The sequence below is a fragment of the Enterococcus malodoratus ATCC 43197 genome, from assembly GCF_000407185.1.
Lineage (GTDB): Bacteria > Bacillota > Bacilli > Lactobacillales > Enterococcaceae > Enterococcus_A > Enterococcus_A malodoratus.
Genome location: NZ_KE136481.1, coordinates 1,318,193 through 1,333,264 on the forward strand (window position 1 = coordinate 1,318,193; position 15,072 = coordinate 1,333,264).

Below are 15,072 nucleotides of genomic sequence, written 5' to 3' on the forward strand. Positions count from 1 at the left end.
CGTAAGGGATTTTATTCTTTATTTAAAACTTTGCAACAGAACCATTTGATGAATCGCTCTCTTCCACACAGTCGTATTCCCTTGTATTGCACAATCTCTAGCACCAACATTTCTAGTTTGAACATTAACGATTTGGCCTTCACCATTCCATAAACAAACTTTTGTTTTGCTTGTGCCACCATCAATAGTAATAGTATATTCTTTCATAGAAATTCCCTCTTAGCGTCGCAGAGCATCAACATAACGCGCAGCCACTTCTTCCAATTCATCGTATTTTTCTTGATTTGTTAATGTACAAAATTCACCAGCAATACCATAAAAATCGGCACCAGCTTCTTCCCAAATTTTAATATTAGAAAGTGTAACCCCACCAGTTGGTCCAATCAGCGCGTAATGCAAAGGCCCCTTAATTGCACTAATTGCATCATATGACATTTCGCTTGCTGGAAATGCCTTGATCATATTTACACCTAATTCCATTGCTTGTTGCATTTCAGTAGGTGTAAAACATCCACAGATTACAGGTTTTTGGTATCGATTTGCACATTTAATGACACTTTCGTTTAAAGTCGGGGTAACAATATAATTTGCTCCATGCTGGATTGCGGCTTGACAAGCAGCTTCATCTAAAACCGTACCTGCTCCAATCATCATATCCTCATCATTCGAATATGCTGATATTACATCCAAAGCACCTGGGGTATTGAGTGTTACTTCAATATTCTTCAAACCACCCTTTTTCATTGCAGCAATACCTTTTTTTGCTTTTTCTGGATGATCAACTCTAAGAATAGCAACGATTTTTTCATCCAGTAACTGATTGATAATTTGCACGTAGTTTTTCAAATTCACATCTCCTTGTTCGTATTTAAGAACGCGTTCCTGTATAAAAATAGTATCATGAGGAAACGCTTTTATCAATACCTTTCCTAAAAAAATCATTTAAATATTTTTGTACCTAAAAAGCTAGGACAGCAAAACTCTAACGCTGTTCGCTTTCATTGAATTTCATGAAAATATTTTCATTTTTTTGATGGCTATACAACAAAAAAACATATACCTAAAAAGTTAATCCTTAATAGGTATATGTCTCATTTGAAGTATTTATTTCAGTAAAATTGTAGAGTTATCACACTAAAGCAGAATACGTCCAGCCGTCTAAATCCTCGCTAATCAAAAATTCTATTTTGCTCTTTGCTTTAAGTAAAGCCTCCTTCGCTTTATCCTCAAATTGATCATTATAATAGAAGATCGGTGTCGCAATACTTATAGCAGCAATGACTTTATTGTTATATTTTATTGGAATCGCAACACATTGAACGTCTTTATTTGATTCTTCTTTTTCATAAGAAAAACCAGTCTCTCTTACTTGCTTAAGTTGTTTATAAAGTTCCTCAAAATTATCAATGGTGTACTCAGATAACTTGATAAATCCATCAGGATATAATCTTTTTAATTCTTCCATTGAATAGTCACTTAACAAAGATTTACCTATTGCCGTAGAATATGCTGGAAATGTGAACCCTTGTTTAGCAATAATTTGTATTGGAGTAGGGACACTCTGCTTTAATAAGTAGAGTGTATCGCCAGATGATAATACAGAAAAATACACAGTCTGATTTACTGTACTAGAAAGCTCTTTAATTACTAAATCAATTTCATGTAATAAGTCGGAATCTTGAGTGTAGGAGAATCCAACATGATAAGCTTGCTGTCCAATCTTATAGTTATCGTTTTCGTCCAATCTTATGAAATTTTCTGAGAGCATTGTTTTCAGGATAGGATGCAAACTACCTTTCGGTATATCCAATTTATTGGATAAATTAGTAAGGGACAATCCTTCAAGACTATTGGCAAGTAATTCTAAAATTTTAAGAACACGATATGTCGAACGGTGCAAGTTTATTCCTTCTCTCCATGGTGATAAATGAAAAATAATTAAACTTATCTATTTTCAAAAAACACTTTTTATTCCCTTGATTTAGCTTATCAAAAAAAAGTATATTTTACTAGTTCTTTAAGGAACAACTTACTACAATTCCCCTAGAAATACTGGTTACTTCTGATTTTCTAAGTACCTACTACCTAAATTTTCGATTTTTACAAATTTCTCAAATTCATTACTGTAAAATACTTTAAATATATTCATTCCATTAGTCCAAATTTCTCCATTTTGTTTGCTTCTATGGTGAACAATCACCAAGCCCTCTATTATTCCTTCTTGTACTCCTTTTGTATATACTTCCAAGGATTCGAGTTGTGAAATGGTTCCATTAGCATCTTGATAAGTATTTCTTTTTTGACCAAAATACTCTTTATTTAATTCATCTGATAAGTAGCCAGATACTTCCTGTTTTCTATCCTCATAGTTTTTAGGCGTAAAATTCAAGTTAGCCTCGAACAACTTGGTAACTATATTGATGAAATCAGTGTTTAAGTCAACATCTACTCCCGAATTAATGCATTGTCTCTGAATTTTTTTCAATGACTCAGAAGATTCTTCCGCTTGTTTTGATAAACGCTCATTCTCATGATGCAAATCCTTTTCTTTATCTACAAGTTCTTTATTTTTCTCATTCAGTGCTGCAACCGACTCTTTTAAAGAAACCTTTTCTTGCTGCTGTGTGACATTCCAAAAGCTAATAGCAAGAATAACTAAAATCAAAAATAGGTCGATAAATTTATGCTTCCTCATAATTCTCTCCTTCTTACTTTTTCGCTTCTTTGGCAAGACTTCCAATACCAGATCGTACTTCTTGAGAGTTTGAAACTTCATTTGTCAATACAACGATCGCAAAAGGTTTATCGCTAAGGACAATCCCGATATCGTTTTCCACTGTCGTAAGCTCTCCTGTTTTATTTGCTACAGGAACATCTAGCTGACTCGATATCTTTGTCTTCACTTGCTGATGCTTCATTATTTCCAACATAGCTGTATTTTTTTGATTGCCACGATTTTCATAAAGTCTTTTAAGAAACTTCATCGTATCTTGAAGTGTGGTGTAGTTTTCACTGCCTTGTTCCAACATCTTTCGCTGCAATTTCGTACCAGAATAACCTTTCTCCGTAAAGTAGCTGTTTAATGATTCCATCCCAACATGATCAATCAACACATTTGTGGCATTGTTATCACTAACGGTAATCATTTGCTCAATCAGACTTTGAACAGATTGACCTCCCACTGTTTCACCCGTCCGGCCTCTATCGTATAGATACTCCATGATGAACACTTTAATGACAGAAGCTGAAATCATTTGATCATTATTATTGTTCGATAGATATTTTTTATCATTGAAATAATAGACTCCATAAGCCACTTTCCCTGCATTCTGATTGATTTGCTTCAATGCACTAAATGAACCTTTTTGACCTTTTTCTCCTGCTGGTGAGCCAACAGCTCTCGCAAAACAGATATCGCCTGCTAAAAGATAACCAAATGACGTGTCGATTTGCCCTTCATGTACTGAATCGGCACCGTATCCGCCCATTTCAATGATCTTTGTACTCGTACCATGATAATCTTCTGCTAGGATCGCGGTATGTCCGTCATTTCCGAATCCAGCTCCCAGATTCACCACGATAATATCGCCTGCTTTCGCATCACTTTCTTGGATTTCTTGAAGGTATTGTTTTGCTCCTCGTGCATCAGTTGTCATGGAAGGTGTCGCCCACGGTACTTGCGGAGTTTTATATCCTGCCTTAGTCAGCACAAACCATACAAAACTGGAACAATCCGCAAAGCCATTTTTATCAGGTTTCTCGACCGTTCCAAGTTGCGTTCGTTTTTCTTGGGAATAACTAAAGTAACCCAATAGACCCCGTGCTACTTCAAGAATGTCGCCGCCATCACCGCTACTGGCTGAGGCACATTCTGCCGCTAAACTTTCAAACTGACCTTTTGCTGCATTTTCCATAGCCGCCCCAGAAATGGGATCACTGCTGCCAAACTTCGCAAACCATTTGTCTGCCCTAGCATTCCGTTCTTCTGAATGCCATTGAGAAGAATCTTGGCTGAGTCCTTCAAACCAAAGCAGCCATTGATGTTGGGCTTCATGAACATCAGTCAACTGTAGCGCAGCTTTCGCTTTAGCATAATAAGGATTCTCTAGTTCCTTTTTTAGAAATTCCAACTGGACACCCAGGTTCGACATCTCTTTTCCTTTTTCTGCCGCAAACGATCGTAGTGCCTCTTTCCTGGAACCTAACCATTGCGCCAAACCGAAAGCGCCGCTTGATGGATTTTCAATGGCTGGATTGAATCCACCACTTTCAAAATCCATACACCCCATTGGCCCTGCTGCACCTTGACTCGTTGCATCTAATTCTGTTCTAAAAAAATCATAAATGGCTTTTGCATTTTCTTCTGATCCAGCATTATCAATATTGATTGATACCGCACTAGGTCTATCTTCACAAAGGTTTTCATCGTCTACACCCATAATGTACATTCCTAAGATGAACAAAAAGGCAACGATCAATACCGGAATCAGACAACCCAGGCAACCACATCCGCAGCCTCGTTTTTTTCTGGTTTCTTCCATCCCAGCAATCCTCTCCAAAAATAAAAATCCCTAGAGATTAATTTCTCTAGGGTTGAACGTGTGTATTAAATTTGTGGGCTTCTGCCTTCCGGCAAAGTAAAATCTTTCCCCAGTTTTGCTTCTTCACGACATTGGAAATATTAACTCAACGTTTCACAGGTCATTAGAACCAAATAAATGTAGTGAGACAAATTTTTTCTTTTTTTAGTCACTATTTTTAGTTATGAACATAAAAAAGAGCCCGCTTCCAGACTCTTAAATATTTATACGATGCCTTTTTCAGATATATTAGTACCTCCAAAAATCATTGTCATCCACAAAATATTTATAAAATACTTTCTTCTGATCTTCACTAGCAATTCCCAACTTTAAGTTTTTTATTGCCTTAGCTTCAATTTCTTTTTTTCCATTTTTTACAATTATCTTTCTGTATTTGTCATTTTTTAAAAAATTAATCCACATATAGTCATCTAAATCAAGTTGAGAGTAGTCAAAAGATCGAGGATAGAAAATAAATTTGAGATACTCTGAATATGAAGTGCACTCTCTTAAGTACTCAATATCCTCAATTTTTCCAAGTAAGTGCAATATAATTGAACTCTCAATAGCGACTTCTAAAGGATCTGGATATGAAGAAAAACCTGATTTCTTCCTCTCAGCAGCATCTTTAATTTGTTCAACATACTTGCTTTTAAGCTTATCATCGAAATTAATAATATCCATGCTGACTACATCAATTAATTTGAAAGAATCGATATACATATAGTTCTCTTTTATTTCCTTTGAATATCTCTTCTTTAAATTGTTGGACATGATTGGGTACATTGTCACTAGAAAACTATTCCATTCCATTTTATCAAATTGTTTTATTTTTCGTGTTTTACTAATTGATAATTGGATTTTTCTACTTTTACTATAGACGGTATTTTGAGCTAAGTAAGACATTATTTTAGAAAAAGTGTATCCCTCTCTTGCTTCCTTTGATAAGTTTTTAATTAATAAAACAATAATTTCGATTGAAACGTCACAACCGCCTTGTACTACATTTAGAAGTAAATCTAACAGTTCTCTTTCTATTTCATTGTGACTTAACATAAAATTATTAAATCGCTCATTCTTTAGGAGTATTTCAATAATTGGAACCAATCTTTCCATATCTTTATCCAAAAGATTACTATATCTTAGTAAAACTGAAAAATTGAGAAATTTTCCAGGAAAAATAAAGTTATTCTTTTTTAGAACATAAATAATTGTCATACAAAAATTTTCAAAGAGAGATATCAAATCAAAATCTTTTTCATACATAATCCGAGATATATTTTCTTGTCTTAAATACTTTTTAATATTGGTATATCGTGCAAATAATACTATAATGTTGATGTCTATTAAACCCAGAGGATATTTTTGTAATGACATACTCGGTCCAAAACCTTGATCTTTTTGCCTAATCTCTTTTTGAGTTATGAGCATACATTTTATATAGCTTTCAAAAAAATCTTCAGTTTCAGAAAAATTATCAAGTAAAATACCATTTTTTTTAAAGAAAAAAAAGTGTTGATAGGCACTACTTCTTATTTCTGGTAATTTTCCAAATCTTTCACTAGTGAACAAGGGTGGTGATAAGTAGCTACTTTCAGTTTTGGATAAAAATGAATAGAACTGATTTACCTGCTTTAAATCAGATCCGTCATGTATAATTGAAGACAAATAACTATATGCTCTTTTCTCTTGTTTAGAAAACATACCAATAAATCTCAATACATCATTTTTAGAGCAGTTACTTTCATGGGAGAGCTTTTTAAATAGAAAAGAATTGTAATTGTAAATAGCTAAATTAAAATTCGAGATAGAATTATTTGCATTAGTATTAGTAGGATTAAAATAGTATGCTCTAACCTCAGGATCATTCATACTTAATTGCGCTTTGTAATAGTATTTTGTCTGTTCAGGAAGACTTTCCTTTTTCAATACTTTCTCAATTGATTCATATTGAAAATTGACTAGAAGTTCTAATAACTCATCTATTATACTATTTGATCGAGACTGATCAATATCCTGTAGAGTTACAAAATCAGATTTTTTATTTTGAAAATTGTTAAGCCGTTCTATGCCTGCTTTTATCCAGTAGTCGCAAATCCTTTTGTTATCCACTAACCCTTCCCATTTTTTATATGTGTCCTCATCATAGAAATCCAATGTACCATTATTGAAATGAACATTTGTAATACCTGATACCTTTAATAGATCATCAATATATATCTTCTCTACCATATTGAAAACTTTATACATATCTAATAAATATTCATCATAGTCGGTAAAGTATATATCTGTATTTTCATCATTAATGATTTCTAAACAGGAATAAAGCCTACTAGCAACACCTTTTTCAAGATCATCTTTTTTATATTTTTTAACTAGATCTTTATCCAAAGCAGAACTATCAATAATCGTCAGTTTTCTATTTTCCCAATAATTCAATTCATAATCATTGATTTTGCCATCTTGGATTATAAAATTTTTATGTCTTGATTTTATTACGGATTCTTTTGAAGAAAGATAGTCAATCCAACTCATAATCTGTTTTAAATTGTAATCGTTTAACGAATATCCGACAAAAAGAAATATATGGTCCACTAAAAGTGATTTTATGAATGTCTCTAAAAGAATATGATTATTTGTATAGTTTAAATAGTCATTCTCCTTCAAAACGATATTTGATAGATCATCAATATCACCATGCATTTTAATAATATAATGCTCTCCTTGACTAATAAGAAGATCCTTATCTGAAGAAACTACCTTATACAACAAATTGTTTAAATCACCAGTATTTTCTATAAGTTTGTCGTAATTTGTTGTAATAATATGGTTTGGTAATAGTTTAAGAATTATCTCATTTAAAGAATTTGACTTTGCTGGAACATTCAGAATACGTTCTAATATTTCAAAATAGCTTTTTGAATCTTTATCAAAAGCATATTGAGGAATTTTTAAAAACTCATCTGTCGAAAATCTATAGTTATCCTTATTAAGAACATATGGGCTATACTGAATTTCCTCTGCAAATTCCTCTATTAATTCCTTCCAACTAGGAAGATTAGAGTTCTTTGAAATTCCAGCACCTACAAATATCACCAACTTATTATTTTCACGTGCCTTTCTGATTTCTCTAAATGCACTAATATAATCATTCTTACTCAACTTACACCCGTCCCTCTTTGATAAACTATCAATACATGAACTATACCAAACGGTTAGCTTTTTGCTGAATCTATGAGTCTTAAAGATATTTTGTTCTCTAAGACTGCTCAGCTAAATGATTTCAAACTCTGGTTGACAAACCTCGCTATTACTTAAAAAGTGTTTTCTGTTTTATCTCTTTGGAATCGGTGGATTCGCTTTATTTCCTAAGAGATTTTTTTAAATACTATTATGACGGCATCATCTATTGAGTTTGTTCAGCACCTGACCATTTCAATGTAAAGCTCTTCCAATACTTGTACTCCTATTTCACAATCTTTATGGCAATATCACTTTTACTAATCCAGATGAATATTCTTGTTTAAATAGAATAAATGATCGACCATTTCCTTTATTTCAATAGTATTTACATGATTTCTAATAACTATCTCTTTTAATAGAAATTACTGTTATCTGGATTGAGTATTAAATTTTCAAAATTAAGTTTTATATTATAAAACTTTGTTATCAAGGTTCTTCCGAAATCCTTATTATTTCTCGCCTCGTCACCGACGAGGTCACCCTTGAGACTTTGTAATTCAAGTTCCATTTTTATAAGTTTTCTAACAAACCCAAGTCTTTTGTTATTTATATCCTTACCTTTGTATAATCTATTTCTTAACTCTCTTATTTGCCAATTAAGTTTATTACACTCTTTATTAGTATCATTAAGTTCCTTTAAGTACCTATCATGATCATGTTGAGTATAGAATTCCTCAGATTCTTCATTTTCAATTACTGACCCAGAGTCGAATAAAGTAAATTGATCAAATCTATCTGTAATTTCCGAGTCTGTTTCATTCAATTCGAATAGAGGAATCTGTGAAAAATTATTGAGTAACTCGTTATTTAAATTTAAATAAGAGTGTTGGGAATAATAATGTGTTGTTTTAGTAATATTTGTATCTTGTTCTTCACCTGTTACTTCTGAAATAAACCTAGCTGATCCCATTGTATATAAATCTGCATTTGATTCGTCATACAATTCTTTTTTTAGCTCTGCTCTGGGCCCAACCTTTTCACCTTTAGTCTCATAAATCCAATCTTCTTTCAAGTCATCGGACACAAAAATAACCTTAGAATACCCTCCCTCTTTCGCTTTTCCAATAATATCTTTCCAAATTAGAAGGTCTCCAAATTTTGTATGATATTCTATCTCTCCATATTTTCGAATTTCATCACCCTTCTCCCCTTCATCCATATATCCTGGTGGAAATTCAATAGCATATCTTTTTATTCCCTCATTTTCTATTGAATCAATATAATTTTGTGAAGGCGTAGCTCCTATTTTTGCAAGCATTAGTTCTGCCAGATGATTACTTGTGTCATCAACATCACCAATCAATGAAAATTCTTTTTCTACCTCATTTCGGATAAAAGAATTCACAAATTTGTTCAGTTTCTCATTAAAGCTTTCTTTTATATTTTTTCTCACTTCATTTTCGTCGGTACTTCTAATCAGTGAACCAAAATTATCCATTTCTTCATTGAAAACATTAGTTAATTTCGGAATACTCTTTTCCAGTTTATTACCGAAATTCTTTTTCTTTATCTTAATACCTCTAATTACAGATTGTTTATTAAAATGAAATTCAAGTGCAGCAATATATGGAACCCACAAATTATCTGATACTTTTTCCAAGGAATTGAATAGTTTTTTTCTACTTTCAATGGAAAATCTAAAAATGTGTAGTAACACGTTAGCATCAATAACTATAAGTGTATCTTCAGATAGATTACGAAAGTCAATTTCTTCTTTATGATAAAATTCCCTAAACATTTCTTTCATTTTCTTCTCCTTTGATTATCTTCTCAAAAAATATTATACCAAATTTCATCTGTGATATATGTAGCATCCAATAAAACAATCACTTAGCAAAGAGAGCTTTTGTCAAGGAATTAAATGTGTAAACTATTTTTTAACTGTTTGATACAATAATAAAAAACCTCTTGCTTAGCCTTACTATTTTCTTGTCTCTTCCACCTCAGCAATCCTCTCCAAAAAGAAAAATCCCTAGAGACTGATTTTTTCTAGGGTTGAACATACATGTTAAATTTGTGGGCTTCTGCCTTCCGGCAAAGCAAAATCTTTCCCCAGTTTTGCTTCAATCGTTTTACCTGATACACTATGATTCGAGTGGTCACTTGAGCCTGGATCGATATAAATCTGCTCTTTTGAGCTTCCCGTCATTTTTATTGTTCGATCATTTTGTGTGTGACCACTTATTTGTTGCACCGATTGTAACGAGTTTTGATTAGTAATCAGTGATCGAGATTGCTTCAATTGAGTAATTTGTTGCGTCAAAGAATTATTCGCAATTAATTTTGGTGTACCTTGAGTTAACGGTACCGACTGACCAACATGATTTTTTGATGGTTGTGCCAAGCTCATTTTTCGGTTGGGTTTTCCAGCAACTTTACCATTTTGAATCAATTGATCAATTGGTAAAGCAGAAACAGATAATGGAATGGGATCACCAATTGGAGTTGATACTTTTAGGTTGGTTGGTTCTATCGCCTTTCGTGGACGTGACATTTTTGCAGGCGGACTTCCAATGATTGGTTTGTTTTCTACAAGCAATTTCTCTCCTTCAAATGACAATTGTTTTCTTCTGCCATAAGCAATTTCCGATGGGTTGGTATTCGATTGTTTTACTGGTGTGGTTTGTTGCTGTTTTGTTCGTTGGAACAACTGACTTGCCGCTAATATACCTGGATGAATCTTCCCAGCAACATTTGCTCCTCTTAAAACTGCTCGTTCCGTTAAATCTTTTCCTCGATGAATGGTTCGGCTAACTTCTCTTGTCGTATTCTGTGCTTTAGATTTCGTCTTAGCTAATGTACGATCCGCTTGTCCTAATCCCAGCTTTGCTAGAATATCTTTCCGTTTTACGAATACGATCAGAGAAACGATCCCTCGAACAAACATATTACCGATAAAACCAGCAATGGTATTCATTAAGATCAAATCATCAATGATATTGAAAACAAGAAATGCAACTAAGATCAGAACGCTGTAAATTGATTTTTGAAAAACAAATCCCACAAACGTTTTTAACCCACGAAAAATCATATAGTCCATGCCTGGAAAAAAGGAAACGATCAACATAAAAGCGATTGCCAGCAGCATTAACAGCACGCCTAACTGGAATAAGAAACGAACCATTCCGATCATCAAGATAGGAATCCCAACAGACACATTTAAACTTGGACTCATTAATCCCACGATCATCTTATAAATACTCTTTGTTGGTTGAATGAACGCACGATAAGATGCTGTTTTTTCATCATCTTCTTTTGCAGCATCGGTCACAACATTAGAGATATTTTTTAGGTCTTCACTTTTGATACTTTCAGACAAGAACTCTGTTGGTTTAATGCCAGCCTTTTCTAACTCTTCAATATCAGTCGTTCCATAATTTAATAATAGATACGGATCGACAACCGCCTTCTGATAATACATTTCACGAATTTGTTTGATGGCATCCTCACTGGTGGTCGCAACACTTAGATCATCAATCCCATTGGTCGCTTCAAAAATTAACCCTTCAACAGCAGTTGACCAGGTATTTAAATCTTTCGTCATTTTTTCTCCCTGGCTGGCTACTGTACCATTTCCAAACCATAGAATTGAAAAACCAACGACGCATAGAAATCGGGCAAGGGCTCGCTTTGATTGATTTCCGCTTTTACAAACCTTCAAATAGAAGATATAAACGACATACCCCCCAGTTAATCCTAGGCCGACCACATTAAATAGCTTATCGTAAATATTTTTAGAGAATTGGAAAAAGGTATGAATAAGGCCATCCATTGCCGCACCTTTATAGAGTTTCTCGATGATAAAATCAAACACCTGCCAAATAATTTTGTTCGTACTAAACGACATGTTGGTAATCATCTGGATAAAGTCTGTCCCATTTTTTCCAAAGAGCATCTTTCCAAGCGAGAATTCCGTATCACCTATGTATGAGGAAAAGGTATCTAGGTGGTATTTCCCCACAGTATAGATCGCTTCTTTATCCGACTTTGCATAGGCTGATACAGATATAAACAGGATCAAAAGGATGGGAAGTAAGATAAACAATCGCCTTCGTTTGTTCGTTCTGACCAATTTTAAATCCCTCCTATTTTTATTTTTAGACATCAAAAAAGAGCCTGCTTCCAGACCCTTTTATAAACTATTCTTTTGCTTCAAAAACTTTCGTCACATTTTCTTGTTCAATCGCTTGGTCAAATTCCGTTTCAGAAATTGGTTCGAATTCAGTTCCATTTGAAGTTGCCGCAGATTCACGAACATGATCTTTTATTTTCTTTTTCAAGTCAGGATCAGAATACTCCGTTTCGTTATACTTGATGTAGTAAGCATTGTTCTCATCATTTTTTGCTTTCATCAAGTAAACTTGCGATACATCTTTTTCAGATAAATCAGTCGGAAAATAACCTGAATCAAAATCATAGTCTTTTCGTTCCTCATTATCTTTCTTGTTGTATTTACTCTTAAAATCCATGACCGTTTTCACAGCTACTTTTGTTTGATCCTCCATTTTATTCATGGAGTTACCGCAACCTACCATAAGAAGACAAGTCAAAAATAGTAACGCAGCCATCCCATATTTTTTCATTTTACCCCAACCTTTTTAAATAGTTGCATAAAAGTATAGCAATGAATGATTTCATTTGTCTACAAGGAATTGATCTATGCAACCTGCTCTTCTGCTTCACTGTTACTCGTTTTCTCTGTTGTTTTCAACGCTTCCGTGAATTCTTCAAACAAACTATGAACATTTAATTTTCCAACACGGCCATAAATATCACGCATCCAACATTGACCTTTGATCATTCGTTTCATTTCTTTTCGGTTCTCCTCATTACATTCAAGTCCCAAGTGAGTGAGTATTTTGTCTCGTTCGCTGTCTTCATCAAAAGCAAAGACGATCCCGTAGTTTCCTTTTTCATCCTCTGTACCTAGATCATCAATAAACTGAGTATCCAACACTAACTGATTCATTTGAGAGCGACCTACACGAGCCATCGATGAAATAATTGCTCGACCGGAATTTGATTTGTTAAATACCCAGGCCTCCGTGAAGTAGACGGCTGTTTTTTGTTCAATGTCGCGTTTCCCAAACATCTCACAAAAACGTCCCAAACTAATCATTAAGCATAGGGCTTTTCTATCGGCATCTGAGTATAATTCGGGGGAAATATCATCTTTGGGTAACGTTAAATCTTGGATTTCCAGTACGGTTGTTTTCTCTTTGAAATCCAATCCACTGTTTTCGCCATAACTAAAACCTAAACGTAAAATTGAATCAGTGATCGTTAAATGCAGGAAGCGACCATATTCATGAATTTTTTCATCCGCATGTTCTTCTAACCAATCAACGACATGCATTAATCCCACTAGCTCACCATTTTCTCGCTTAGTCAATATTTTTTGAATTCCTTCTAGTACCGCTCCTTTTAGCTTGTGATCCTTTCCTAACGGACTAAGTTCATTGATCATATCTTGGGCTACTTGTTTGGCCTCAATTCGATCCAGATACACAAATGGGTCTAACACACCATAGTTTTCTTCTTTGTTTACATCCAACGTCACATAGTTAATGCTATTCAAATGCTGCACAAACAATGGATAATTTTGTTGGTAATAGGGATTATCAACGAGCTTCTTGAACCATTTTTTCTTTTCCCCTTTGGGATCGATAAAAAGGCTTTGGGCTTCTAAAAATGAGCTATAGAGGAAAATTAATCCCACAAGAAACGTTTTTCCTTTACCGGTTTTTCCTGTAACTGCCATATGTGGCGCATCATAAAGCGCCCCTCTAATTCCTTCGGCAATCGACAGTGGATTTAAAAATACATACTTATTTGACGCATAAATCAATTCTTCCAGCTCCGTTTTTTCGCCTTTGGAACCATTCAATCCGACAACATCTTGTCTGCCAATATACCACCCCGAATCCATCCCTAATTCTGTGATCGTCCCAAAAAGCAATTCTGCAATGGCATCGACATTCGTTCGCTGCTTCCAATGCATCTGACCGCCTAACGATTGCCCCATTAACAGTTTGTAGAATAGTTTTACTTGATCATTTTTTCCACGACAGACTCGTACACTTTGACTCAATAATTTGATAATGGATAAGCAACGCTGCCGAACTTCTTCTTTCGTATTCCCGTACACAACAAAGCAGCCCAACCAGTCAATGATTGGTTCATTGTTGTTCATACGCTCTCGCATGTGTTTTAGTAAATAGCGAATGGTCAAAACACGATCCGTGGGTTCATCCCCGTGTTTTTCTTGATCAGTTTGTTCATCCTTAAATCGATTGTTTAGCCAACCTGCTCGCATTTGAAGTCCTTGTGAGCCACCCAGTTCTGGGTAATGAAGCTTCATCCGAAATTCAACAGGAAAATTCAAATCTTGAGCAAACTGAAAAATATTCATATTGCTCATATTCTCTGGAAAAGTCCCGATCGGTAGAATGGACAAATAGCTTTCTCCGAGTTCATCCTCAATTTTCAATATGCCCTTGCCTCTCTTTATCGGACGAATAATCGCAGATTGAATATCATCAATAACTTGCCAATGATTTTCATCTTCAATTTTATGAGGCATTCCTCTGATGTATTGCAGACGATTCACATAGATCATTTCTTCTTTAGCTAAAGGTCGAATCGAAAATGAATACAGCAATTGAGAAACTTCATTTGAAGCTGAGGCAATTTGTTCGAGTGTCGTCTCACCGTTAGTTCGTTCATACCCAGCGAATCCTAAAACTTCGTCCGCTAGATCATTGGATACTTTCTTAAATGCCTCCTTCAAACTTTCCGCAATATACTGGTCTTTTATCTTCAAGCCCAACAAAAAAGAAGGTCGGTAAACCGTGCCTTCTCTTTCCAATAAATTGACTGTTTCTTTGGAGTAATACCTGCCAAGATCAGGATTATTTTGATCAAAACCTTCAGATAGTTTTGTGAATCGACTGGATAAATTCATGGTTCGTGGGAACATGATCAATTCCACATCTTCATAAGGTGCCAACAGTTGCATCAAGTTAGCCATCTGTTCCTTGTTTTCCTGAATCGCTTTGGGATTATTTTGGGATATCGTTTTTGGTGAGACTTGGTAGTATGCCCAAATATCGTTATCACTTGTTAGTAATAAATTTCCTCTCAATGCCCGAATGGGACTTTTTGCCAGTAACATGGTAAACCTCCTAACTTGTTTTCCTGTTAATGAAGTGAGATACATTTCTTTCAAAATGCTGGTATAATCAAAAAT

Annotated in this window: 10 protein-coding genes; all 10 read right to left on the minus strand. The window is 34.4% G+C overall.

From position 1 onward, the window contains the following. Window positions 1-18: 18 nt before the first annotated feature. The 10 genes from I585_RS06625 to I585_RS06670 all read right to left on the minus strand — a co-directional run bounded on the left by I585_RS06625 (window position 19) and on the right by I585_RS06670 (window position 14,997). On the minus strand, window positions 19-207 hold the full coding sequence (locus tag I585_RS06625) for a hypothetical protein (RefSeq protein ID WP_010743166.1): 189 nt from the start codon (window positions 205-207) through the stop codon (window positions 19-21). 12 nt (window positions 208-219) lie between these two features. Then, window positions 220-846, minus strand: a complete 627-nt coding sequence (locus I585_RS06630; RefSeq protein WP_034708448.1) for a beta/alpha barrel domain-containing protein — start codon at window positions 844-846, stop codon at window positions 220-222. Between the two features lie 283 nt (window positions 847-1,129). Beyond that, a complete protein-coding gene (locus I585_RS06635; RefSeq protein ID WP_010743164.1) occupies window positions 1,130-1,900 on the minus strand; it encodes an IclR family transcriptional regulator in 771 nt (256 codons plus the stop codon). Between the two features lie 156 nt (window positions 1,901-2,056). After that, entirely contained in the window at window positions 2,057-2,695 is a 639-nt protein-coding gene (locus tag I585_RS06640; protein ID WP_010743163.1) for a hypothetical protein, read from the minus strand. 13 nt (window positions 2,696-2,708) lie between these two features. Then, a complete protein-coding gene (locus tag I585_RS06645; protein ID WP_010743162.1) occupies window positions 2,709-4,541 on the minus strand; it encodes a phage tail tip lysozyme in 1,833 nt (610 codons plus the stop codon). Window positions 4,542-4,829: 288 nt separating this feature from the next. Then, entirely contained in the window at window positions 4,830-7,742 is a 2,913-nt protein-coding gene (locus I585_RS06650) for an SIR2 family protein (RefSeq protein WP_010743161.1), read from the minus strand. Window positions 7,743-8,175: 433 nt separating this feature from the next. Continuing rightward, the gene (locus I585_RS06655) at window positions 8,176-9,570 is read right to left on the minus strand and encodes a PIN-like domain-containing protein (RefSeq protein ID WP_010743160.1); all 1,395 of its coding nucleotides are present in this window, start codon (window positions 9,568-9,570) and stop codon (window positions 8,176-8,178) included. A gap of 261 nt (window positions 9,571-9,831) precedes the next feature. Continuing rightward, a complete protein-coding gene (locus tag I585_RS06660) occupies window positions 9,832-11,895 on the minus strand; it encodes a CD3337/EF1877 family mobilome membrane protein (protein WP_244265974.1) in 2,064 nt (687 codons plus the stop codon). Window positions 11,896-11,962: 67 nt separating this feature from the next. Next, on the minus strand, window positions 11,963-12,406 hold the full coding sequence (locus I585_RS06665) for a hypothetical protein (protein ID WP_010743158.1): 444 nt from the start codon (window positions 12,404-12,406) through the stop codon (window positions 11,963-11,965). Window positions 12,407-12,480: 74 nt separating this feature from the next. Beyond that, on the minus strand, window positions 12,481-14,997 hold the full coding sequence (locus I585_RS06670) for an ATP-binding protein (RefSeq protein ID WP_010743157.1): 2,517 nt from the start codon (window positions 14,995-14,997) through the stop codon (window positions 12,481-12,483). Window positions 14,998-15,072 lie beyond the last annotated feature (75 nt).